Annotated in this window: 21 protein-coding genes; 3 read left to right on the forward strand and 18 right to left on the reverse strand. The window is 39.8% G+C overall.

What is annotated here, in order from left to right; genetic code table 11:
- Positions 1 to 271: 271 nt before the first annotated feature.
- From SJ312_RS20430 to SJ312_RS20460, 7 genes are all read right to left on the reverse strand, one after another.
- Positions 272 to 982 (reverse strand): metalloregulator ArsR/SmtB family transcription factor, encoded by a 711-nt coding sequence (locus SJ312_RS20430; protein WP_319868294.1) that lies wholly within the window; start codon positions 980 to 982, stop codon positions 272 to 274.
- Positions 979 to 1,368: a hypothetical protein gene (locus SJ312_RS20435; RefSeq protein WP_004257151.1), complete on the reverse strand. Its 390-nt coding sequence runs from the start codon at positions 1,366 to 1,368 to the stop codon at positions 979 to 981. Before SJ312_RS20435 ends, SJ312_RS20430 begins: the two co-directional genes overlap by 4 nt.
- The gene (locus tag SJ312_RS20440) at positions 1,361 to 1,684 is read right to left on the reverse strand and encodes an antibiotic biosynthesis monooxygenase family protein (protein WP_094961787.1); all 324 of its coding nucleotides are present in this window, start codon (positions 1,682 to 1,684) and stop codon (positions 1,361 to 1,363) included. Before SJ312_RS20440 ends, SJ312_RS20435 begins: the two co-directional genes overlap by 8 nt.
- Before the next feature lie 116 nt (positions 1,685 to 1,800).
- Positions 1,801 to 2,133 (reverse strand): YfiM family lipoprotein, encoded by a 333-nt coding sequence (locus tag SJ312_RS20445; protein WP_094961836.1) that lies wholly within the window; start codon positions 2,131 to 2,133, stop codon positions 1,801 to 1,803.
- A 71-nt stretch (positions 2,134 to 2,204) separates the two neighbouring features.
- Positions 2,205 to 3,560, reverse strand: coding sequence for a CDP-diacylglycerol--serine O-phosphatidyltransferase (gene pssA / locus SJ312_RS20450; protein WP_153674180.1), 1,356 nt, complete (start codon positions 3,558 to 3,560; stop codon positions 2,205 to 2,207).
- A gap of 159 nt (positions 3,561 to 3,719) precedes the next feature.
- A complete protein-coding gene (locus SJ312_RS20455) occupies positions 3,720 to 6,365 on the reverse strand; it encodes a bifunctional acetate--CoA ligase family protein/GNAT family N-acetyltransferase (protein ID WP_096864975.1) in 2,646 nt (881 codons plus the stop codon).
- Between the two features lie 228 nt (positions 6,366 to 6,593).
- Positions 6,594 to 7,295, reverse strand: coding sequence for a tRNA-uridine aminocarboxypropyltransferase (locus SJ312_RS20460; RefSeq protein ID WP_164455904.1), 702 nt, complete (start codon positions 7,293 to 7,295; stop codon positions 6,594 to 6,596).
- A 169-nt stretch (positions 7,296 to 7,464) separates the two neighbouring features.
- Here SJ312_RS20460 and SJ312_RS20465 point away from each other — a divergent pair, with 169 nt between their 5' ends.
- Positions 7,465 to 8,559 (forward strand): tRNA/rRNA methyltransferase, encoded by a 1,095-nt coding sequence (locus SJ312_RS20465; RefSeq protein ID WP_004257138.1) that lies wholly within the window; start codon positions 7,465 to 7,467, stop codon positions 8,557 to 8,559.
- 107 nt (positions 8,560 to 8,666) lie between these two features.
- Here SJ312_RS20465 and emrB read toward each other — a convergent pair whose 3' ends face one another.
- From emrB to nrdH, 11 genes are all read right to left on the reverse strand, one after another.
- Positions 8,667 to 10,202, reverse strand: coding sequence for a multidrug efflux MFS transporter permease subunit EmrB (emrB, locus tag SJ312_RS20470; RefSeq protein WP_110591302.1), 1,536 nt, complete (start codon positions 10,200 to 10,202; stop codon positions 8,667 to 8,669).
- A gap of 13 nt (positions 10,203 to 10,215) precedes the next feature.
- Positions 10,216 to 11,397 carry a multidrug efflux MFS transporter periplasmic adaptor subunit EmrA gene (emrA, locus tag SJ312_RS20475; protein ID WP_153674166.1) on the reverse strand — a complete coding sequence of 394 codons (1,182 nt, stop codon included), beginning with the start codon at positions 11,395 to 11,397 and terminating at the stop codon, positions 10,216 to 10,218.
- A 216-nt stretch (positions 11,398 to 11,613) separates the two neighbouring features.
- Complete coding sequence (mprA, locus tag SJ312_RS20480; protein ID WP_004257124.1) at positions 11,614 to 12,129, reverse strand: transcriptional repressor MprA; 516 nt, start codon at positions 12,127 to 12,129, stop codon at positions 11,614 to 11,616.
- A 661-nt stretch (positions 12,130 to 12,790) separates the two neighbouring features.
- Positions 12,791 to 13,990, reverse strand: coding sequence for an MFS transporter (locus SJ312_RS20485; protein WP_136134943.1), 1,200 nt, complete (start codon positions 13,988 to 13,990; stop codon positions 12,791 to 12,793).
- A gap of 131 nt (positions 13,991 to 14,121) precedes the next feature.
- Positions 14,122 to 15,117, reverse strand: coding sequence for a glycine betaine/L-proline ABC transporter substrate-binding protein ProX (gene proX / locus SJ312_RS20490; RefSeq protein WP_319868297.1), 996 nt, complete (start codon positions 15,115 to 15,117; stop codon positions 14,122 to 14,124).
- A 102-nt stretch (positions 15,118 to 15,219) separates the two neighbouring features.
- Entirely contained in the window at positions 15,220 to 16,395 is a 1,176-nt protein-coding gene (gene proW, locus SJ312_RS20495) for a glycine betaine/L-proline ABC transporter permease ProW (protein WP_165880261.1), read from the reverse strand.
- Entirely contained in the window at positions 16,388 to 17,587 is a 1,200-nt protein-coding gene (gene proV, locus SJ312_RS20500; protein ID WP_004257111.1) for a glycine betaine/L-proline ABC transporter ATP-binding protein ProV, read from the reverse strand. Before proV ends, proW begins: the two co-directional genes overlap by 8 nt.
- 727 nt (positions 17,588 to 18,314) lie before the next feature.
- Positions 18,315 to 19,286 carry a class 1b ribonucleoside-diphosphate reductase subunit beta gene (nrdF, locus tag SJ312_RS20505; RefSeq protein ID WP_094961793.1) on the reverse strand — a complete coding sequence of 324 codons (972 nt, stop codon included), beginning with the start codon at positions 19,284 to 19,286 and terminating at the stop codon, positions 18,315 to 18,317.
- Positions 19,287 to 19,298: 12 nt separating this feature from the next.
- Positions 19,299 to 21,431, reverse strand: a complete 2,133-nt coding sequence (gene nrdE, locus SJ312_RS20510; RefSeq protein WP_153674169.1) for a class 1b ribonucleoside-diphosphate reductase subunit alpha — start codon at positions 21,429 to 21,431, stop codon at positions 19,299 to 19,301.
- A gap of 11 nt (positions 21,432 to 21,442) precedes the next feature.
- Positions 21,443 to 21,856, reverse strand: coding sequence for a class Ib ribonucleoside-diphosphate reductase assembly flavoprotein NrdI (gene nrdI, locus SJ312_RS20515; protein ID WP_165880266.1), 414 nt, complete (start codon positions 21,854 to 21,856; stop codon positions 21,443 to 21,445).
- 8 nt (positions 21,857 to 21,864) lie between these two features.
- Positions 21,865 to 22,092, reverse strand: a complete 228-nt coding sequence (nrdH, locus tag SJ312_RS20520) for a glutaredoxin-like protein NrdH (RefSeq protein ID WP_036957963.1) — start codon at positions 22,090 to 22,092, stop codon at positions 21,865 to 21,867.
- Positions 22,093 to 22,380: 288 nt separating this feature from the next.
- Here nrdH and SJ312_RS20525 point away from each other — a divergent pair, with 288 nt between their 5' ends.
- Both SJ312_RS20525 and cspE read left to right on the forward strand, forming a co-directional pair.
- Positions 22,381 to 22,839, forward strand: coding sequence for a methylated-DNA--[protein]-cysteine S-methyltransferase (locus SJ312_RS20525; RefSeq protein ID WP_004257101.1), 459 nt, complete (start codon positions 22,381 to 22,383; stop codon positions 22,837 to 22,839).
- A 216-nt stretch (positions 22,840 to 23,055) separates the two neighbouring features.
- Entirely contained in the window at positions 23,056 to 23,265 is a 210-nt protein-coding gene (gene cspE, locus SJ312_RS20530; protein ID WP_004257099.1) for a transcription antiterminator/RNA stability regulator CspE, read from the forward strand.
- The last annotated feature ends 121 nt before the right edge of the window (positions 23,266 to 23,386 follow it).

Below are 23,386 nucleotides of genomic sequence, written 5' to 3' on the forward strand. Positions count from 1 at the left end.
CGGTAGTTCAGTTGGTTAGAATACCTGCCTGTCACGCAGGGGGTCGCGGGTTCGAGTCCCGTCCGTTCCGCCACTTATCAAAGCCTCGTGATAAAAATCACGAGGCTTTTTTGTATTACTAACATACTGGATTTTATGGATAATAACCTATTGTAGGTGACTTGGGGCATTGTTTGGAGAAATACAGTTTTGCGTCTGCTTTTAATTAGTAATTAGCTTGGTAAGTATATTATCAAATCGTTCTAGGGGTGTTCGTTATTTTGTTGGGGGGTTAAGCTATATTAATATTAAAAATACGCTTTAAAGCTTTCTTACCGTAGGTAGTAAAAGTAATTTCTCGATAACCTTTTGTTTTCTCTATCCATTCTTTTTCTGCAAAAAATTTCAATAGTAAGGTTCCTGCTAGTCCCCCTAGGTGCATACGTCTTTCACTCCAATCCAAACAAGCATTTGCTATTTTTCGTTTTGTATTAGGATCAATGTCGATGCCTAATTTTTTAAATTGATTGGCACCAATCATTGATAATTTATTTTCTCTAGCTGTAAACCAGCCATTTTTATCCATAAATTCGTAGATCTGAACGGCAATTTCTCCGGCTAAGTGATCATAGCAAGTACGTGCCTTTCGCAGATGAATAGGTGTTGTTATAGGTGGGGTGTACTCCAATTTCATGGATACCCCCATTAATGTTTCTAATAATTCGGCAATGTCTGTGCCTGCAAGCCTATAATAACGGTGTCTTCCTTGAGATAGACAACTAATTAAGTGGCTGTTTAAAAGTTTAGTTAAGTGTGCACTCGTTGTTGATGGGGCTATATTTGCAGCTACGCTTAATTCTGTTGCTGTCCAAGCCCTGCCATCCATTAATGCACACAAAATACTGACCCTTGAAGGGTCAGCAATCGCAGAGGCAACTTTTGCGATAGATTGTTCTAATGGCTCTTTTTCTTCAATGGGAATACTATCTTTGCTTGGTATCATGGTTGGCTTTCCCACTTCTTTGTTACTTCAGCGGCTAATATATTGTTGTCTGTTATTAATATTAACCTGTTATTGTGGTCGCTGTATTGAACAAGGATATTAATTTGGTGAAGTGCGAGTTGAGAAACAATTTCTCCAAGTTCGCCAGGACGTTCTTGTTTTAATTTGCGGATCACTGGTTGTATGATACTTTCAACCTGTAAACCCTCAGTAGTTAAGGCATCTCGTGCTTTTTCTGGCTGGGTAACAAGAAAGTGAGCATGACTTTTTTCTTCGATAGAAAAAACGCCACCACCTTCAAGGCCAATACCATGTTTCCCTAATGTTGTCGCCAATAGTGCTAAAGCACCTACTTGGTTTTCAATAATCACATGAATATCATACATCAAAGCTATCCTCGTTATTGAATGAGTAATCCTTTAAGGTATGGGCAACTCGAATTCGATAATGGGAAAAAATGGTTTGTTGTCCTTCAACTTGTGCATCGATATGCATGAAATGGTTTTTCCATTGTTTTACTGCTTCTTCTGTTTCCCACCATGAAAGTGAGAGAATTTTTCCTTCTGTTGTAATAGATTGAAAGCGTTCGACAGCAATAAACCCGTCAATGTGCATAAGTTCAGATTTAAGTTTGGCTGCCAATTCAAAATAACGCTCTTTTTGCACTGGTATTGGGATGGCTTCAAAAATTACGGCAATCATAAAACTCTCCTTAATGTAGAAGCTCAACTATAACGGTTTAATTTATAGATACTTCGATGGTGAGCGAAATATTAAAAATAGGAGAGGAATGTAAAAATGGGAAAGAAGGGCGTGGGTTACTTTAAGGACTGATATAAACTATAACCTGCTATTGACCCTGCAACATCATAGGCAAAATCATGCCAACTCCACCCAGTACCATTAGGCCTGCTGTCATAAAGCTCTTTTGCTGCGCCAAGAGAAACTGAAAATAGAATACCAAATATGGCAGCATCGCGGTGTTGCATGTTTTGTTTATCTGCATAAGCATTACCAGCCGCAGCCATCGCGGCTGAAAATGCAAAATGCTGCGCTTTATCTTTACCTTGCCAATTATCATTAGCCCAATGAAAACCAGTACATCCTGTTGAAATGAATATAAGTAAGCTAATGATCAGTGATTTAAACATTTTTGGTAAGATACCTAAAAAATTAAAGTAGCAAAGTAAAAGCGCCACCGGAGTGACGCTTTGTTTAAATTCTAAAGGATGCGGCTAATTAAGCGATCGACTCGTATTCGACGTAGTCGTCGGATTAATTTCTTCACTTTAACAGGATAGGTTTGGATGCTATCCAGTTCACGAAAATGGCTAACAACCTTAGTATGAGTTCGAATGCACTCTAGCTCGTGATTGCGTTGCTCTTGCAACTGTTGTTTTGGATCGTGAATTAATACTGCGTTTTCAAGATCTAACCCCCAAGCTCGTGGGTTAAGGTTGTTACCCGTGATTAATTGCCAGTCATTATCAACCCACATTCCTTTTAGGTGGTAGGTATTGTCCGAATCTTTCCAGAGCCTTACTGTTAATTGCTGGCTATCAATAAAGCGTTGCAAGCGACTAACAAAACGGCGCAAGTTGATCTCATAAAGGTATGGCAATGCACCAATAATTTTAAATGGCTCTTCAGGTGGGATATAGAAGTCGTTGGCAGTTTTGTCACCAATGATAATTTCTACTTGTTTGCCATCACGCAGTAACCGACTAATAACCCTAACTAACACTGCAGGCAAATTAAAATAAGGCGTACAGATTGTTAGTTTATTGCTTGTTGCACCCATTAAATGCGTGATAACACGGTTTAAATCGTTTTTCTTACCGAGACCAACAAAGGGAGTGACGGACAGCTCATCATTAGTTGCATTCCCTGAAAATTGATAGGACGCTCCCCGTAAGCCCAAACGAAATTGTTTAATTAAATGCTTAAACTCAGCTGTTTTTGGTCGAGTTGGCGTATTTAATAAATGAATGGCATCAGCTTGTAGTAATGCGTCATCAATAAATTTTTTCATTGATGCGGTAAGTTGGCTATTTTTGATCAGGTGATAGCGGTCGTAACGGTATTTACTATGACGTTGTAAATAGACGTCATTAATACTTGCCCCGCTATAGAGTAGAGTATCATCAAATAAAAAGCCTTTTAGATGCAAAACACCCAGAGCTTCCCGTGTATTTACAGGGATGCCGTAGATAGGGATTTCAATTTCAGGGTAATGTTTTGCAACATCATAATACCAATCGGCATTAGTGGCGTTTGCTGCAACCCCGATGCGACCTCGCTGAGCACGGTGCCAGTCTACGAGAATTTTGATATCCAATGATGTATTAGCTTGTTTTGCAGCGTATAAAGCATGAAGTACGTCTTTACCTGCATCGTCTTTCTCTAAATACAAAGCCGTTATGTAGATAGTATTTTGAGCCTGAGAAATTTGTTTAAGCAGTTCATCACGAAAATCTTCTGTCTTATATAGCGTTTTTACATCAGCAATTTCTTGAGAGAGTTTTGGTAAACTTAACAAATATTGTTGATGTTTTGCTTGTTTTAATTTTGACAACATCACAGTGTAAATTTTCTCTTATTAGTCTAATAGCAACTCGCTTTGCGCACATTTTTAAGCGAATGATCTATGGATGATAGCATATTTAGCTAAACCATTTAGTATAAATTGACGACTTGTTTAATTACTATACAAGTTAAGCCGTGTCCTTAGATATTTCTATAAGTGAAGTGTCAGATTAACGACTCCATCTTCAAATTGAACGTCAATCTCAAAACCAAGTTTTTTAGCTAGGCTTATCATATTGCGGTTTTCAGGCATAGTTATGGCTGTTAGCTTTTTAATGCCGTGGCTTCGCGTATAGTTAAGTAACTTTTGCATAAGTTGATAACCGAGCGTTTGCCCTTTCATATCAGAGCGAACCAGTACTGCAAATTCAGCCTCTTGGTTATCAGGATCAGCCATTGCTCGCGTGACGCCAATAATTTCAGGCGTAGTATTGGGGTTTTTTACCGCAACGAAAGCCATTTCACGGTCATAATCAATCTGTGTCATATTGGCAAGATCATCGTGGGTAAATTCGCTGATCTCGCTAAAGTAGCGATAATAAAGATCCTCTTTAGTCACTTGCTCTATAAAGGATTTTAGCAAAGGTTCATCTTCAGGGAGGATCGGTCGTAGTAAGCAGGTAAGATCTTCTTTTAAATGAATTGTTTCTTCTAGCTCACTAGGATAAGGGCGAATTGCCAGCCTTGATGTTGTCGCATCATCTGTTGGGCTTAATGCCATGGAGACATCAAGTAAAGTAAATTCATCCCCTGAGGCGAGCAATGGATGAATATCTAACCTTGTAATATTTGGGCAATCAATAATTAAATTTGAAACTCGTACTAATAAAGCAGATAACCCTATGATGTTTAATGGTTCTAAAGCACTTCGGGATTTTATTTTATAACCTTTAATAGCATTAATAACTAGGTAGCGAGCTAAAGCCATATTTAGCGGAGGAAGAGCTACAGCAGCTTGGCTCTCTTGTTGCCACTCAATACCACCTTCTCCTAACATGATAAGAGGGCCAAAGACAGGGTCTAGTTCAACAGCGATCCTGAGCTCTTGAGCACCTGCTCGATTAGCCATACTTTGTACTAGTAGACCTTCAATTCGTGCATTAGGGAAATTTGTTGAAACACGTTCCATAATCGCTTTAGCTGCATCTTCTACCTCTTTAGCATTGCGTAAATAGAGCATGACCCCTTGTACTTCTGACTTGTGTACAATATCGGGAGAACGTAGTTTTAAAGCAACGGGGTAACCAATTTTCTCTGCGATTTCAATGGCTTCATTGCTCGAATGTGCAATCCAGGTGGGTAAGCTATTTAACCCGTAGGCTTTTAAAATTGGCTGAACTTCATGAGTATCCAAGTGGAGCTTATTATTTTCTAATGCTTGCTGAATATATTCATGAGCCTGTTGCGTATTAGCGGTGATACCTACTGGGAGGGCTGGCGTTTCTTTTAATTGTTTTTGGTTACGGCGATATTCCACCATATGCATATACGCCGTGATTGCCCCTTCTGGAGTGCGGTAGGTAGGGATCCCAGCTTCACTAAATAGGCGACGAGATTCTTGAGAGGAATATTCTCCACACCAGTTGGTTAAAATGGTTAGCCATTTTCCGCGTGGGTGTTGCTTAATAGTTTTAATAATTTTTTCTGCCATGGTTTTACTTTCAGTTATCGCACTGGGAGTGTGGATAAGTAACAAAGCGTCATGGTCATGGCTATCGAGCATTTTGTTTAGTACATTGATATAGCGCTCAACTGTGGAATCATCTCCTAAGTCAATCGGATTTTGTGTTGATAAATCAAGAGGTAATAGTGAGCTTAATTCATTTTCTGTTTCAACACTTAGCGTTGCAAGTTTACCATTACGTAAGAGAAGTTCGTCTAATGCCATCGCGGCTGGGGCAGAACCATTACTCATGATTGAAAGACGCTCACCGCGTAATGGAGTCATATAGCTTAATGTCTCAACCGCAGAAAACATTTCGTGAGTATCTTGCACGCGAAGAAGACCTGCACGCTGGATAGCAGCATCGTAAGCGGCATCTAGGCTAGGTTTATCGCCCAGTAGTTTTTGTGCTTTGCGGGTTCGACCACTTTTTATCACTAATATAGGTTTATTGCGTGAGGCACTGCGAGATGATGATAAGAAACGTCGTGCATCACTAATGCTCTCAAGGTACAACAAAATAGCGCTGGTTTTGCTGTCACGCGCTAAGTAATCGAGTAAATCGTCAATATCTATATCGATGCTATCACCAAGGGCAATAAAATAAGAAAAACCGATGTCTCGGTGCCTTGCCCAATCCAGAACGGTATTCGATACAGCAGCAGATTGAGAGATAAAAGCGAGTTTTCCTTTTAAGATTGGTATTGGAGAAAAACTTGCATTCAAACCTTGCCATGGGGCGAGAAAACCTAGGCTATTCGGGCCTAATAGGCGAATTTGATATTGCTGGGCGACTTTTTTTAATTCATTAAACTGAATTGAAGGGGATGACAAAATAATAACCACTTTACAGCCAGCTTCCCCTAATTGCTGTAAACAGGAGATATTACGTGAGTAATGGGTACAGATAACGGCAAGATCAGGTTTGAGCGGTAATTTATCTATAGAAGGATAAGCAAGTACGCCGAGGACAGAGTTTCGGTTTGGATTAACAGGTAAAATAGGACCTTTAAAACCGCTGGTAAGTAGGTTTTTCATCATCACCGAACCTGCACGGCTCGGGTTTTCAGATGCTCCCACGACAACGATAGACTTTGGCCGGAATAAAGATTCTAACTGACTGACTAAACCCATGGTTGATAACCCTTTGCTTTGCTGAACGAGATAAGCGTTCAATAGATAAAAAGTGGCTGAGTGATACTTATGAATACTATGCCTTATCTTTGAGATTGCGCTAGTTTATCTGGTGAGTTTAATTAATTTATACAAGCACGTTCACGTTTTATCAGCACGACGATCTAAAAGTTGTCATTTAATGGTACTGGGCTCGAAAAGAAAGAGAAAAACAGTACCAATAAATAGTTAGAGGTGGGATTCGGTAAGTAGCTTCTGTGCAATAGGGTGATGCGGTTTCCCTTCAAGGTATTTTCGACGGAAAAGATTGAAGTGGCTAAAGAGTTGTTGTGAAGCGTCTAAATCTCCCGCTAATTCTAAAACGGTAGCTGCAACTTCGGCGGTACAATGTTGTTCTTCCCTTGATGGCGTACGGAGTAAGTAGTCAGTTCTTGCTTTGGTATTAATTGAAAGCATTGGAATATCATTAAGATAAGGGCTTTTTCGAAACATTTTTCGTGCTTCAGGCCAGGTCCCATCGAGTAAAATAAATAAAGCGGGTTTATCCGACAAAGTCGGTTCATTGACTACGATGCGTTCATTTTGAGCGTAGCTTTCTGGAAAAATAAGGTAAGGCTGCCTTGTGGTGTCTTGCAGTGCCGCCAATAGCTGCGTATCAGGCTCTGTTCTTGACCATTGAAAGGCCAAAGTGTCGGGCAAAACATCCGCAATCAACTTTCCTGTATTACTTGGCTTAAATACCTCACCATCAAACATAATCAAGCAAAATTGGCTTTTTGCTTGTGATGATATGGTGTCTTGGCATAGGCATTGTGGGTTAGGTAACAAACAATATTGGCAACGTTTTACTCGGCAGCCTCGTGCCCTAAACGGTTTAGTCGATAATGCGAGGCGCTGTTGACGCAGGTGATAAACGGCATTCGAAGTCATGTTGAATTATTTTTTTTAGGCCTAAAATTAAGGCGCATATTGTACGCAAAACGATTTCTATACGATAGAAGTATATTCAATAACTTTTAGATGAGATAATAGTGCGAATCGGTAGCGTAGTCATGCAACATCATGTAATCTTCGCGCCATAGCTTAGTAGGGGATAGTGATGAACGACTCGAATGATTTTAGTGGTAAAAACGGCAAAGTAAAAGTGATGTATGTCCGCAGTGAAGAGCAGGACAACAATAAAGGTAATGATAAACGCCGAGGCGGTGGCCGTGATGATAGGCGCGGTAATGACAAGCGTGGGGGTGATAGACGAGATGGTGCCCGTCAAGATCGTGGTGGTCGCTCAAGCCGCCCTGAAGGTGGGCGTGAAGGTCGTCGCTCTGATAACCGTAATGAAGCACCTCGCGAGCGTTCGCCATGGCGCACTGTTTCTAAGCCAGATAGCGAAGAGTTAACGAATGACCATGGCGGAATTGTTGGTAAGAGCCAGATTGACCCTGAACAATTGCGTAAGCAGCGCCAAGAAGAAACTCGTATCTATGGTGAGAATGCCTGCCAAGCCATGTTTAAAAACCGCCCTGATGCGATTGTTCGCGCATGGTTCTTGCAATCTGTCACACCGCGTTTTCGTGATGCGTTAAAATGGATGGCGGCAAATCGCAAAGCTTACCACGTTGTTGATGACGAAGAGTTATCGAAAGCATCCGGAACTGAACATCATGGTGGTGTCTGTTTTATCATTAAAAAACGCGGTGGAATGAGTGCTGATGCTTACTTGCAGCAAGCGGCAGGTAATGACTGCGTATTAGCACTGGAAGATGTGGGAAATCCACATAATCTGGGCGGAATTATGCGTAGCTGTGCGCATTTCGGTATCAAAGGTGTGATTTTGCAGGATGCAGGCATGCTAGAGTCTGGGGCGGCAATTCGCACTGCAGAAGGTGGTGCTGAACACATTAAAGCGATTGATGCAGATGGATTGACAGATACTTTGGATAAATTCCGCAAAGCGGGTTATACCATTGTGACGACTTCTAGCCATAAAGGCAGTCAAGATCTCGCAAAAGCGAAGTTACCGGCCAAAATGGTCTTAGTTTTAGGCCAAGAGAGTGATGGTTTAAGTGATAGTACGTGGGATCAAGGCGATATGAGTCTCTATATCGGTGGAACAGGTAAAGTGGAAAGCTTGAATGTCTCTGTTGCAACAGGAATTATGTTAGCCCAGTGGTGGCAACAAAACCAAGTTAAATAACCACCTACGTTTTATCAGAAAAATAAGACCATACATAAAAGGATGTATTCCCGCTATGTATGGCTTTTTTATATCTATCACCAAGTTATTCCACTGGGTTGGGCTAATTAATGAGCACCACCGTCTTTTGAACCTGCCCCAAATGGTGGCTTAGCGAACCAGACAATGACCATCAGTAGGATAAAAATCCCAGCTGAGAGCCAGAATATCTCATTTGCTGACATAATCAGTCCTTGGTCAGTAATCGTTTTAGCAAGATAGGCTGCACTTTGCTGCTCATTCATGCCTATTTTCGCCAGTTCACTGTACATCTGTTGGGCATTTGGGTTATATGGGTTAACAAATTCAGCGAGGTTTTCATGATGCATTGACTCTCTTTGGGTCCACATTGTTGTGGTGATTGATGTCCCAATGGCTCCAGCTAGGGTACGAGTAAAGTTAGATAAACTCGATGCAGAGGCCATTTTTTCTGGCGGCAGGCCAGATAATGTAATGGTTGTCAAAGGCATAAAGAAACAAGCGATGGCTAAACCTTGCACAAATTGCGGCCAAGCAGCTTCGGCAAAACTCATCCCAGGTTCGAAAGTATAAGCACGCCAATAGTAGCAAACAGCATAGATAATAAAGCTGAATGTAACTAAATAACGCATATCAATTCGGTTACCAAAACGCCCTATAATTGGCGTAATCAATAGCGGTAATAATCCTACAGGTGCAGAGGCTAACCCAGCCCATGTTGCGGTATAGCCATAAACTTCTTGTAGCAATTGGGGCAGTAGTACAATCGTTCCAAAATAGAGCATGTAAGCAAGGCTTAAGGACAAACAGCCAATCGTAAAATTGCGTTCTTTAAATAGGGATAAGTCGATGACGGGATGGTCATCGGTGAGTTCCCATACAATTAAAAAGGCAATAGCGACAACAGCAATAACGGTCAGGACGATAATTTCAGTCGAGTTAAACCAATCCAGCTCTTTGCCTTGGTCAAGCATAATCTGTAAAGCACCAATACCAACAACCAATAGCACTAAACCAATAGTATCAATGCGCTGAATAGATATTTTAGTTTCACGGCCTTTTAAGGTGCGCATGATGGCAAAAATGATCGCAATACTAAATGGTACATTGATAAAAAATATCCAGCCCCAATGGTAGTTATCACTAATATAACCACCAAGAATCGGTCCGCAAATCGGAGCAATAACGATAGTCATTGACCAAAGGGCGAGGGCCATATTGCGTTTGGCTGGAGGATAATTGTTAAGCAGTAGGCTTTGAGATAAAGGAATGAGTGGTCCTGCGACTAAACCTTGTAAAACTCGGAATAAGATCAGCATCTCTAAGCTGCCAGAAATACCGCATAGCCATGAAGTTAAAGCGAATAAGCCTGTAGACCATAAAAATAGCCTGACTTCACCTATCCTACGGGCTAGCCAACCAGTGATGGGGATGGAGATGGCATTGGCAACGCCGAAAGAGGTTATTACCCATGTTCCTTGCGAGTTGGATGCCCCCAAGTTTCCTGCAATGGTTGGAATAGCTACGTTAGCAATGGTGGAATCAAGAACTTGCATAAATGTTGCCAATGAAAGAGCAATTGTCATCCATGCGAGTTTTGATCCCGTTAAAGGTGCTGTCGTCACGATTGCACCCCCACTATTTATTTCCTAGGTTATTATTAATTATCTCAGTAACTATTTTGTCCGCAGGAGACATATCTACAGCTAATGCAGCAGTATGGTAAGCAGGGGTATCACGCATCCCTTTAGAAAGCACTTTGCCATTTTTATCTAATGTATCAACCGTAACTTCGGTGGATAAACCGATACGTAATGGATATTCTTCAAGTTGGTTTTCATCTAAGGCTATACGTACGGGTAGGCGTTGGACTACTTTGATCCAGTTACCACTGGCATTTTGTGCAGGTAATAAAGAGAACGCGCTACCTGTTCCCATATCAAGTCCCACAACAGTACCGTTAAATACGATATCTTTACCGTAAAAATCAGTAATGACCTTCGCAGGTTGGCCGATACGCATATCCGCAAGTTGTGTTTCTTTAAAGTTCGCATCAATCCACATACCATTGGAAGGAACGATGGCCATTAATGGGGTTGAAGGGGTGATTTGTGAACCCACTTGTACACTGCGGCGTGAAACATAGCCATCAACAGGGCTGACGATTTTCGTCCGTTGCAAGGTGAGCCAAGCGTTTCGAACTTGTGTTGCTGCTTGCTCTACTGCGGGTTGTTTTTCAATTGAGCTATTTAACACTATGGCTTGATTAGCATTATATTGTTCTATTGCCATGTCTAATGCCGCTTTAGCACTGACGACAGCTTCTCTTGCGTGTTGTAGTTCTTCTTTACCAATGACATGGCTACTACCTAAAACTTCTCGACGTTTTAAATCATTTTGCAACCGGTTTAATTCAGAACGTTTGACCTCAATATTGGCTTGTAGCTGGCGGCTGTTGACCATGTGCTGGCGGGTTTGACGCACACTGTTGGCTAATTCTGTTTTTGCTTTATCGAGAGCTAATTCAGCATCACGTGGGTCCAGTTCAACCAAAACAGTTCCACTTGTCACGAAATCTGTGTTGTCCACATTGACAGTCATCACGCTGCCGGAAACTTGGGATTGTATTTGTACTTGGTTTCCCGCGACATAAGCATTATCCGTTGATTCATAGTGACGAAGAACGAGATACCAGTAGGCCCCCCAGCCAACGCCTATAATAATAAATAATAGAGTCAACAAGATAAGCGCACTTTTACGTTGCCTTTTTTTATTTCGTTGGGGAGTTTGCGTTTGTTGCATTTCCTCAGGGGAACTCATACTCGTATTTCTCCACTTCTCTGGATAAGGATCACGGTTGTTTCCAGTAGTTAGGTAATAACCACTGGAAACTGAGACTACAAATGATTTTGCTGTTTGATGGGATATCGTAAAGCATAAGGGTGAAAGGATAATGAAATATTATGGGCTGAAAAGTTTTTTTTCACCTTTGAGCTTAAGAATGGCTCAAATACATTAACCTTACAAATGTTATGGTCAATCTTTTATAGTATCCAGTTTTGTCAGTAATTTACGCATCAGCGTGTTAAGCTGTTGTTTCTCATCAGCATCTAAAACAGACCAAATATCAATTAATGCGCTGTGTTGAGGTGGTAATAGGCCATTTAAAAATTCCGTCCCTTTTTCTGTGAGGTGTAGATGAAGGCAACGTCTATCGTTGTGACTTTCTTTGCGCTCAATCCAACCATTTTTTTCCAGTTCATCTGCAATTCGTGTTGCATTGGTTCGTGAGGAACCAAGAGCCGCACTGAGTTCAGATGGCTGAATACTGCGGGAGTCTTTTGTATCAAGGATCATAAGTGCCATAAACAGGGTTTCATTAATACCTTGAGACCTTAACATATTATTTCGTGTTTCAAGTAACTTCCCATGAACATGCATGCATAGGCGTGTCAGTAGGATTTCTTGATACGGAATAGGACTTTCATGTGAATCTTGTTGTTCTACACGAGCATTGAGTAGCTCTTCAGTTGGTGTAAATGAACTTTCCATTATTGGGATACCTTATTAGTTTCAGTTGGTAAGATTACAACTGTCATCAACCACCTAAATGGTATATTAAAAGATAGAATTAGCAATTATACTTAATTAATATCGCCGATTTTATTTTGATAATGATACATGATTCATAAATTTTATGAATGTAATTTACCTATTTTTGTATAGCAGGCTGACCTTTTTACACTGATAGTGTCATTTTTGGTTATAAAAAAACCAAGCCAATGCTTAATTAAAGGCTAATTTCAATCATACAAAACAATATATAATCACACGACATTAACTCAATACCATTTTTTTTGTTACCCAATAATTACAACTTAGATAGATATTTTTAATGGATAGGTGTAATTACTTATTTTTGTATAATTTAAACATTATCTGATATAGCAATAATTTGATTTATTAACAGTTATACTACCTTTTCATAGAGTCATTGTATTTGTTTAACTGTGTCATTCCCTAATATTTACTTTGTTTACTATTACAGTTGATAATTATTGGCCTTATGATGAACTGTTTATTTATTCAATATTCAACAGATTTGATGGGTAAAATTGAGTCACATAAGTTTAATGTATTATGAGATTTTATATGTTTATGTGATCTCGAAAATTTTCATCATAAAATGTATTGATACAGATATCAGTTATGTTTAGTCATCAGTTGTGGTGATGATGGGATCATAGCGAATACCGATAGCCCAAATAATTAAACTTAGAGTGGTTAAGATTGCACCTGCAATCGCAACTCCCTCCCAACCCGCGTGTTCATAGGCATAGCCTGAAAGTAGAGATCCTAGTGCGCCCCCAATGAAATAGCTGGTCATATAGCCTGCCGTTAGGCGGTTACGAGCTTCAGGTAATATTCGATATAACGTACTCTGACTGGTGACATGGACGGCTTGTACTGCAAGGTCTAGCACCAAAATACCAATGATAAATGCGACCAGGGAATATTTCGCTAAACCGATGGGTATCCAGGATAATAGTAATAACACCAACCCAATAGTTGTAATGAGCTTTCCTTTGCCTTTATCGACAAGATGCCCTGCTTGGGAGGCCATAATGGCACCTGCGGCACCGACTAAGCCAAATAAACCTATAGTCCCTTCGGAATAATTGAATGGCGGACTGGCTAATAAGAAAGCCATTGCGGTCCACAGTAAACCAAAATTGGCAAATGATAATGCACCGAGAGAAGCGCGTACCGCAAGCACTGGAGTGCCGAAAAATAACCGGCCAATAGAACCAATGAGCTGGAAGTAGTTTAAGTTAGTTTTTTGATGGTAGCGGGGGAGTTTAATGGCTAGAACAATCATTAACAGCATCAATAATGCAAAGGCCACCCAATAGATCGCTCGCCAGCCACCGACCATAGCAACAGCACCTGAAACCGTTCTTGCAAGTAAAATGCCCAGCAATAACCCACTCATAATCATTCCTACCGCTTTACCGCGTTTATGTGGCTTAGCAATAGATGCTGCTAGTGGGATCAGGACTTGTGCAACAACTGAAAATAGTCCAGTAAGGGCGGTACCTAAAAGGATTTGCCAAATATTATTTGAAAGCGCTGTAATTAATAGCCCTAATGCCGAAAGAAAGGTCATCGTTAAAATTAAACGCTTGCGTTCAAACAAATCTCCCAACGGGACTAAAAAAAGTAAACCTGCCGCATAACCCAGTTGGGCCGCGGTGACAATAAACCCAGCCATATTAGTGGTTAAATTAAACTGCCCCGCAATGGTGTCTAAAAGCGGTTGAGCATAGTAATTACTGGCAACGACAAGACCTGTGGCAATGGCCATTAAAATAGTGAGGCCCGTTGTTAGCTCTGCAGTTTGGGTCTGTTTCATGAGGATTACCTATTATTAGCTAGGCGACTACTATAAACAAAATTTATTACCTTGGTTTATTTCTTTTTGTCATTGATGTAAAAAAGCCACCGGCTAGGGTGGCTAAGGTGACTTAATCGAGCTGTTTATACTTACTTAGCGGCTTCTTGTGCTTCTTTTACCCAGCCATCAAAAGTGGATTGATGGGCTTTGACCCAAGCATTTGTGTGGCGCTGAATATCCGATTGAGACGCTTCACCATTATGCATTCTTAAGTTTTGCGCGTTAATATCGGCAATAGGTAGTTTCATTACTTCAAATAATTTTGCTGCAGCAGGGTTATCTGCAGCCCATTTTTTATTGGCGACGATATGCATGGTATTTGGTGGGAAACCATAGTTTTTTCCGTTAGGTAATGTGGTGTCTGTTTTTTCACCGTTTGGCATTGATGAGAATGGCACTTCTAACCAAACTACATCACGGCCCGGCTTGAGGACATCACTTATCCAATAAGGCGTCCACGTATAATATAAAATAGGCTTACCTTCTTTATATCGGGTAATGGTATCTGCCATCATTGCCGCGTAGTTCCCTTGGTTATGGTCAACCGTTTTTTCTAAGTCATAGGCTTTTAAATGGTTATTGATGGCTGCTTCACAGCCCCAACCGGGGTTACATCCCGTTAAATCCGCTTTACCATTACCATTTGAATCAAAGAGTTTGGCAATTTTAGGGTCTTTGAGTTGTTCAACATTGGTAATCTTGTATTTTTCAGCGGTTTTTTTGTCGATGAGGTAGCCTTGAGCCGCATTGACAACATAATTACCTTGACGATAGAACACATTATCACCACCAGCGGCGTCATATTGCGCATTATGTAAAGGAACCCAGCTGGTGGCTAAGTAAGTCGCATCACCGTTCGCAATTGATGCGTAAGCGACATTATAGTCGACTTCTTTGATCGGTTGGACATCATAGCCGAGTTCTTCAAGGGCTTTCGCAACAATTAGTGTTTGGAATGTCTCCTCACTGATCGTACTTTGCACAGGGTTAATTTTTACCCCTTTACCTGGCAGGTCGTTAGCACCTGCAAATGGGACGGTAAACATGGCTGTTAGTGCAGATGCAAGAATGATTTTATGTTTCATTATATTGTTCCCTCTGTTTTTTCGCAGCGAGCTTGGCTTTAAAGTTAAGAGCCAAGTTAGGTGCCACGTGAGTGGCACTTAGGTGAATGGAGGATGTTCTGATTAATGGTTTTTTTTACAAAATGGGCGCATGACTAGCCCAATAGGGCCTTTTTGATACCAACGACATGATGTTTTGCCGCGAGTATCTTGCCCTAAAGATTGGGTAAAACGGTCTAAGATGATAGCCAGAATAACAATACCGACCCCTCCGACAGACGCGAGACCCATATCAAGGCGACCAATACCCCGTAAGACCATCTGGCCTAAGCCTCCGACGGCAATCATTGAGGCGATAACGACCATCGACAGCGCTAACATTAAGGTTTGGTTCACCCCGGCCATAATGGTTGGCATTGCTAATGGCAATTGCACTTTAAACAGCATTTGGCGAGGACTTGCACCGAATGATTCAGCGGCTTCAATTAAGTCAGCTGGGACTTGTTTGATCCCTAAAATGGTCAAACGAATGATTGGCGGTAAAGCAAATATAATGGTGACGACGACACCGGGCACATTACCGATACCAAATAACATAACAATCGGGACTAAATAGACGAATGCAGGTGTGGTTTGCATCGCATCAAGTAATGGGCGAATAATCTTAGCGGCTCTATCACTACGTGCCAACCAAATACCCAGTGGTAGTCCTATCACAATACAAAACAGTAAAGATGTGAGCACTAGAGATAGTGTCACCATCGCTTCTGACCAAGCACCAATCGCCCCGATGGCTATCATCGAAATAAATGTGGCCACACCCATTGCGCGTCCGGCTAATTGCCAAGTGAGTAATGCGAAAATAATAATGGCAACAGGAGCTGGTAGTGATGTAAGAAATTGTTCAAACCCGCTCAGAATGAAATCAATGGGGGCGCGTATTCCTTGGAATACAGGACGAAAGTTGAGAACAACCCAATCGATAGCATGCGTAACCCATGAATCAAGGGGGATCAGTGTGTTTTGGAAGGGGTCCATAATATTAAACTGATCGGGCACGATGCTATCAGTCGGTGCGGCATCAAGCCAATCACTCGAACTGGTATCAGTAGGTGTTGTTGTGTCTGATGCATTGCCCCAAGGATCATCCGCAGAGGTATTTGTCTCGCTAGAGCTTGTCGCTGCCCATGGGTCATCAGCTGGTGTATTTTCAGTACCTTGTGTTGGTGTCTCAGTGACTTCAGTATCAGCCCATGGATCTTGCTGGTTCGTCGTTGTTTCTTGATTTTGCTTACTCATTTGGTGTCTCCTTATCCAGCGCTTGTAACAGCATTCCTTTTGAAATCACGCCTAAATACCGGTTTTTTTCGTTAATAACCGGAACGGCGCAAGGGGCTTGTGCTACTGTAGAAATAACTTCATTTAAGGATGTATCACCTTGAATTGGTTCAATATCAGTTAAAATTGCGGCTTCTATACCTGCTTTTTCGTGAAGCGCTTTTTCTAAGGATTCAACAGAAACTACTCCGGCAAAGGTATGTCCTCGGGAAATTAAATAACCGTGATAGCGATCTTCATCATTAAGGACTTTTAGCGCGGAACGGGGACCAAAACCCGGTGCGATGTGTAATAGGGCATTTGGCCGCCTACGCGCGATGTCCTTAGCACTGAATACTTGGCTGATATCCACACCGCGGAAAAAGGTCTTAACATAATCATTCGCTGGATTATTGAGAATTTCATCAGGCGTACCAACTTGAACGACAACGCCTCCTTGCATGATGGCAATGCGGTCACCAATTCTCATGGCTTCATCAAGATCATGAGAAATAAAGACAATAGTGCGTTGTTTATCTCCTTGTAAGGAGAGCAGTTCATCTTGCATTTCAGTACGAATTAATGGGTCAAGGGCTGAGAACGCTTCGTCCATTAACAGAATATCAGGGTCATTGGCTAGTGCTCTGGCTAACCCGATACGCTGACGCATCCCTCCAGAGAGCTCATCTGGGTATGAATTCGCCCATTTTTCAAGATTAACTTGCTCAAGTGCATTCATGGCTTTCTTATGGCGCTCTTCTTTTGGAATACCAGAAAGTTCCATACCAAAAGCGGTGTTATCAATGACGTTCATATGTGGCATCAATGCAAAGGATTGAAACACCATACTAATTTTTGTTCGCCTAACTTCGCGCAATGCTTTGTCAGAGATATTGGAAATATCCTCTCCATCTATCATGACTTGCCCGCTAGTAGGTTCTATCAGGCGATTGAGGAGGCGCACCAAGGTAGATTTTCCTGAGCCAGAAAGTCCCATGACAACAAAGATTTCGCCTTCTTCAATCGTCAGATTAACATCTTGAACACCTACGGTTAGGCCTGTTTTTTCAAAGATATCATCTTTATTCATACCTGATTCTAATAGCTTAAATGCTTGATCAGGATTGTCCCCAAATATTTTATATAAGTTTTTAACTTGTAATTTTATTGCCATATATTATTTACCCAATTTTCAATCAATAAGGAAAATGAATTACCTGTATTGAGAGTGATGAATTCTATAGTGATAGTTAACACTATGTTTCCTAACTATGATTATCCTTTGAAAATTATTAGGGCATAGATTCCTGTATTTAGTTTAATTGATTAGCTAATTATGGATTAAATTCAAATTCCTCCGTTTGAGTTATTAGTAAAATTTGCAAGCAATAAACCCTAGCATAATAAAATCAGCTGGCAACCCTAGGTTAAGTATAATTAATCAAAAAAGTTAGAGGTGAAAAATGATTTTATTAATATAAATAAAAGTGTCATTGAGCTATAGGATGATAATTTTTATGATTTCCATATCAAAGTTAACTTACTGGTGAGGTTGAATTTATTCAAAAATAATACACTTTGCTTTTATTAATATGGGGACTACTGATTTTATTTAATTTTTAGGTGGATAGATGTTGAACTGATGGATGAAAAAATTGAATTTAATAGCTTATTGATTAATTAAATTAATGAAAAATGAAGTGAAACTTGATTGAATTGAAATTAATGGCCAGATTAACTCATTAAAAATGAGTAATTAAACAGATATACATATAAAAAACGAATAAATCAGTCTATTTTTTGAACCAAAAAATACCATGATGAATAAAATCATTATAATTCATCATGGTATGGTTTTTGTTGTGAATGATGTTTATCAATAAGCTAAATTAAAGCTTTGGTTAAAAGTCCCAGTCATCATCTTCGGTACTGACTGCTTTACCAATAATATAAGATGAACCAGAGCCCGAAAAGAAATCATGATTTTCATTTGCATCAGGAGATAAAGCAGATAATATCGCAGCACTGACATCGGTGACCGTATCAGGAAATAAGGCTTCATAACCTAAATTCATTAATGCTTTATTCGCATTATAATGAAGGAATTTTTTGACATCTTCTGACCAACCAACTGTGTCATAAAGTTCTTGTGTATATTTTACTTCATTTTCATATAAATCGAATAATAATGAAAAAGCAAAATCCTTAATTTCTTTCTGAGTATTCTCATCATATTGTGCTAATGATTTTTGAAATTTATAGCCAATATAATAGCCATGTATGGCTTCATCACGAATAATTAAGCGTATAAGATCTGCGGTATTGGTTAATTTGCCTCTACTTGACCAATACATTGGTAAATAAAAACCTGAATAAAATAGAAATGATTCTAAAAAGACACTTGCTATTTTTTTCTTTAAAGGATGTGAATCACAATAATAAGATAGGATGATCTTAGCTTTATTTTGTAATGCATTGTTTTCTTCACTCCAGCGGTATGCATCATCGACATCAACCGTTGAGCAGAGTGTTGAAAATATTGAACTATAAGAGCGGGCATGTACTGCTTCCATAAAGCTAATATTCGACAAAACCGCTTCTTCATGGGGGGTTTGAGCATCTGGCATTAAGCAAGGTGCACCGACCGTATTTTGAATCGTATCTAGCAGGGTAAGACCAGTAAATACACGTATCGTCAACTGTTTTTCTGCAGCAGTTAGGGTATTCCAAGACGGAATATCATTAGATAATGGCACTTTTTCTGGAAGCCAAAAATTGCTTGTTAATCGGTTCCATACTTCTAAGTCTTTATCATCCTGAATACGGTTCCAGTTAATGGCTTTTACTGGTGTGTTAGATGCGCTGGTGGTCATAATATTTTCCTATTACAAAGTGCAAGATACGCAGCCTTCGACTTCAGTTCCTTCGAGGGCAGTTTGGCGTAATCGGATGTAATACAATGTCTTGATTCCTTTTCGCCAGGCATATATTTGCGCTCGGTTAATATCTCGTGTGGTGGCATCATCTTTAAAAAATAGAGTCAAAGATAAACCTTGGTCAACGTGCTGAGTTGCCATGGCATAAGTATCAATAATTTTTTCAGGGCCGATTTGGTAAGCATCTTGGTAATATTCTAAGTTTTCATTCGTCATGAAAGGAGCAGGGTAGTAGACACGACCAATTTTACCTTCTTTACGAATTTCAATTCGTGAAACAATCGGGTGAATGCTTGATGTTGAATTATTGATATAAGAAATGGACCCAGTAGGAGGTATTGCTTGCAAGTTTTGGTTATAAATCCCATAGGTAATGACAGACTGCTTTAAAGCTTGCCAATCTTCACGAGTTGGAATTTCGATACCCGAATGTCGGAATAATTCCTGAACGGTTTGTGTTTTTGGTAGCCAAATATTGTTGATATATTTATCAAAATAATCACCAGAGGCATAGGTTGAATGTTCAAAACCAACAAATGCAGTTTTTCTTTCGATGGCTAATTGGTTTGAAGTTTTTATTGCGTAATAGGTGACCGTATAAAAATAGATATTGGTGAAATCGAGCGCTTCTTCTGAGCCGTAATAAATATGCTCCCTTGCCAAGTAGCCATGTAAATTCATTTGACCTAACCCAATCGCATGCGATTGTCGGTTACCTTCAGCAATGGAAGGGACAGAGCGAATATCGCTCATATCTGAAACTGCGCTCAATGCTCTGACTGCCGCAGCTATTGATTGGGCGAAATCCGGTGAATCCATTGTTTTAGCAATATTCATGGAGCCTAAATTACAGCTAATATCTTTACCAATTTGTTGATAGCTCAAATCGTCTTCATAAACGCTAGGGCGATTAACTTGCAGTATTTCTGAGCAAAGATTGCTCATATTTATGCGCCCTGCGATAGGGTTAGCTCGGTTGGCAGTATCTTCAAATAAAATATACGGATATCCAGATTCAAACTGAATCTCAGCTAAAGTTTGGAAAAATTCCCGAGCATTAATTTTGTATTTTTTTATCGCTTTGTTATTGACCATCTCATGGTATTTGTCTGTAACGCTAATTTCAGACATAGGAACCCCATAGATGCGCTCAATATCATAAGGAGAGAACAAATACATGTCCTGGTTATCTTTCGCTAGCTGGAAAGTAATATCGGGGATAACGACCCCTAAAGAAAGTGTTTTAATCCGTATTTTTTCATCTGCATTTTCACGCTTAGTATCAAGAAAACGCATAATATCAGGGTGATGAGCATGCAAATAGACGGCACCGGCGCCTTGCCTTGCACCTAATTGGTTGGCATAAGAAAATGCATCTTCTAACATTTTCATGACAGGAACAACACCAGAAGACTGGTTTTCAATCAGTTTTATTGGGGCGCCTTGTTCCCGCAAATTGGTCATTAGAAAGGCGACTCCGCCACCTCGTTTGGATAGCTGCAAAGCCGAATTCACAGAGCGGCCAATAGATTCCATGTTGTCTTCGATTCTTAAAAGAAAACAAGAGATTAGCTCACCGCGTTGTTTTTTACCGCAGTTAAGGAAGGTGGGAGTTGCAGGTTGGAAACGACCTGTAATAATTTCATCGACATACAATTTAGCAAGAGATTCACTCCCTTGCGCAAGCGTTAAAGCAACCATACAAACGCGATCTTCATAGCGTTCGAGATAGCGTTTGCCATCAAAAGTTTTCAGCGTATAGCTCGTGTAATATTTAAAGGCACCGAGAAACGTTTGAAAACGGAATTTATGAGCGTATGCCTGTTTAAATAGTGCTTTGATAAATTCAAAGTCATATTGTTCTAATACACTGTTTTCGTAATAATTTTCTTGTACTAAAAAGTCTAATTTTTCTTTTAAATCATGGAAAAATACGGTGTTTTGGTTCACATGCTGTCGAAAATAGTGGTGAGCCGCTTCTTTGTCTTTATCAAATTGAATACGGCCTTCATTATCATATAAATTCAACATCGCATTGAGCGCATGATAATCCACATCTGATATATTTTGCATTTTATCCATTTGGAATAACTCTAGTTGTTTGTACGTAGCCAAAACGTTTTTAGGCCTTGTTGAACGGACTGAACATCTTTATCAGTACCAAGAAGTTCAAAACGATATAGGTAGGGGACATGGCATTTTTGCGCAATGATATTTCCAGCTATCGCATAGGCATCACCAAAATTGGTATTACCCGCAGCAATAACACCGCGGATAAGTGTGCGGTTGACTTCAATATTAAGAAATTGGATCACCTCTTTTGGGACAGCACCTTTGCTACCACCACCACCGTAGGTCGGCAGCAATAAAACATAAGGTTTTGTCGCAATTAGACTATTTTCGTGGCTTCCAATAGGCAACCGCGTTGCTGGGACACCTAGCTTTTCAATAAAGCGATGGCAATTTCCTGAGCGACTTGAAAAATAGATGAGTGATTCCGTTTTCATAACACCACCTAAGCGGCTAATAAGCTAATCATGTCTGGTCGAAAACCTGCCCAATGTTTGTCTCCCGCAATAACAACGGGAACTTGCTGGTAGCCTAATTTTCTGACTAATTCAAGAGCTTGGCTGTCTTCAGTAAGGTCAATGATTTGGTAGGAAATAGATTTGCGATCTAAGGCTTGATAAGTTGCATTACACTGAACGCAGTTAGGTTTACTATAAATGGTAATCTCAGCCATGTTATTTACCTTTTGAATGTTTAATAGCAGTAAAAATAAGGTGCGTGACATATAAATACTATATATAGATTTTTAACTTATCAACCACACAATATGTAGTGAATAAAAAATATTGAATGATAATTATTCTAATTATTAGCTAGGTGGTTATTAACATTGAAAATAAAAAAGTATGGTATTGGATGATTCAGATAGACTCTCTAAGAAAAAAGATCATTGCAAAGTGGAAATAATTTACTCTATAACTGTATATACAATCAGGTAATTGAGTCCTTTTGAGGAGATACTATGTACCATCAATATTTAGCAACACCGGATAAATTTCCTAAACCGTGGATACATATTACGGCTGATGATGACGGAATAACGAGCCTCTATTTTGTGGATGAAAAAACAGAAAAAGAAACGAAGAATGAGCACTCCAAGCTTTGTGTGAAAGAATTAAAGGAATACTTTAATCATAAAAGAACCGTTTTTACGGTTGCATTAAATCCACAAGGAACAGAATTTCAGAAAAAAGTGTGGAAACATCTTTGTGGGATCCCTTACGGGGAGCGATGGAGCTATAAAGATTTGGCGTTAAAGTTAGGCTCCGTAAATTATTGTCGTGCGGTCGGTATGGCAAACTCACGTAATCCAATCTCATTAATTGTTCCTTGTCATCGCGTACTTGGGCATGATGGAAAATTAGTGGGGTATACAGGGGGCTTAGATATTAAAGATTGGTTACTTTTGCATGAGAAGTAAACACTAAATAATTAGTTATAGGTAATACTATTGGTTGTAATAATTACTATTGATAAGAATTATTGTCGAAATCAGAACCTATTCTATCGATAAATAATATTTTTTTATCTTTTTAGTCCATTTTCGTGATCTAGGTTGTAGACAAGTAACTGAGAAATCTGATGTACTGAGCTTGATACAGATGGTGTGTCTATTTTATTTTAAAGGTAATATTTGATGTCTAAAGTTAAAGGTAACGTTAAGTGGTTCAACGAATCTAAAGGTTTTGGTTTTATCACTCCAGAAGATGGTAGCAAAGATGTATTTGTTCACTTTTCTGCGATTATGGGCGATGGTTTCAAAACCTTAGCTGAAGGCCAAAAAGTGGAATTTGAAATTACTGAAGGTGCTAAAGGCCCATCTGCTGCTAACGTTATTCCTCTGTAATTTTTATAATTAAGATTAAAACGAACAGCTGAAAACTCGCCCTAGCTATCTAGGGCGAGTTTTTTTATTTATAAAAATAAAAAAGGCCTGATATAAACCAGACCTTTTTATCAATAAATTG

The sequence above is a fragment of the Providencia sp. CIM-Carb-044 genome (genome assembly GCF_033901115.1).
Lineage (GTDB): Bacteria > Pseudomonadota > Gammaproteobacteria > Enterobacterales > Enterobacteriaceae > Providencia > Providencia hangzhouensis.

Coding starts and splice junctions, on each gene's coding strand:
- SJ312_RS20430 (WP_319868294.1), bottom strand. CDS start 982: ATGATACCAAGCAAAGATAGTATTCCCATTGAAGAAAAAGAGCCATTA.
- SJ312_RS20435 (WP_004257151.1), bottom strand. CDS start 1,368: ATGTATGATATTCATGTGATTATTGAAAACCAAGTAGGTGCTTTAGCA.
- SJ312_RS20440 (WP_094961787.1), bottom strand. CDS start 1,684: ATGATTGCCGTAATTTTTGAAGCCATCCCAATACCAGTGCAAAAAGAG.
- SJ312_RS20445 (WP_094961836.1), bottom strand. CDS start 2,133: ATGTTTAAATCACTGATCATTAGCTTACTTATATTCATTTCAACAGGA.
- pssA (WP_153674180.1), bottom strand. CDS start 3,560: ATGTTGTCAAAATTAAAACAAGCAAAACATCAACAATATTTGTTAAGT.
- SJ312_RS20455 (WP_096864975.1), bottom strand. CDS start 6,365: ATGGGTTTAGTCAGTCAGTTAGAATCTTTATTCCGGCCAAAGTCTATC.
- SJ312_RS20460 (WP_164455904.1), bottom strand. CDS start 7,295: ATGACTTCGAATGCCGTTTATCACCTGCGTCAACAGCGCCTCGCATTA.
- SJ312_RS20465 (WP_004257138.1), top strand. CDS start 7,465: ATGAACGACTCGAATGATTTTAGTGGTAAAAACGGCAAAGTAAAAGTG.
- emrA (WP_153674166.1), bottom strand. CDS start 11,397: ATGAGTTCCCCTGAGGAAATGCAACAAACGCAAACTCCCCAACGAAAT.
- mprA (WP_004257124.1), bottom strand. CDS start 12,129: ATGGAAAGTTCATTTACACCAACTGAAGAGCTACTCAATGCTCGTGTA.
- SJ312_RS20485 (WP_136134943.1), bottom strand. CDS start 13,990: ATGAAACAGACCCAAACTGCAGAGCTAACAACGGGCCTCACTATTTTA.
- proX (WP_319868297.1), bottom strand. CDS start 15,117: ATGAAACATAAAATCATTCTTGCATCTGCACTAACAGCCATGTTTACC.
- proW (WP_165880261.1), bottom strand. CDS start 16,395: ATGAGTAAGCAAAATCAAGAAACAACGACGAACCAGCAAGATCCATGG.
- proV (WP_004257111.1), bottom strand. CDS start 17,587: ATGGCAATAAAATTACAAGTTAAAAACTTATATAAAATATTTGGGGAC.
- nrdF (WP_094961793.1), bottom strand. CDS start 19,286: ATGACCACCAGCGCATCTAACACACCAGTAAAAGCCATTAACTGGAAC.
- nrdE (WP_153674169.1), bottom strand. CDS start 21,431: ATGGATAAAATGCAAAATATATCAGATGTGGATTATCATGCGCTCAAT.
- nrdI (WP_165880266.1), bottom strand. CDS start 21,856: ATGAAAACGGAATCACTCATCTATTTTTCAAGTCGCTCAGGAAATTGC.
- nrdH (WP_036957963.1), bottom strand. CDS start 22,092: ATGGCTGAGATTACCATTTATAGTAAACCTAACTGCGTTCAGTGTAAT.
- SJ312_RS20525 (WP_004257101.1), top strand. CDS start 22,381: ATGTACCATCAATATTTAGCAACACCGGATAAATTTCCTAAACCGTGG.
- cspE (WP_004257099.1), top strand. CDS start 23,056: ATGTCTAAAGTTAAAGGTAACGTTAAGTGGTTCAACGAATCTAAAGGT.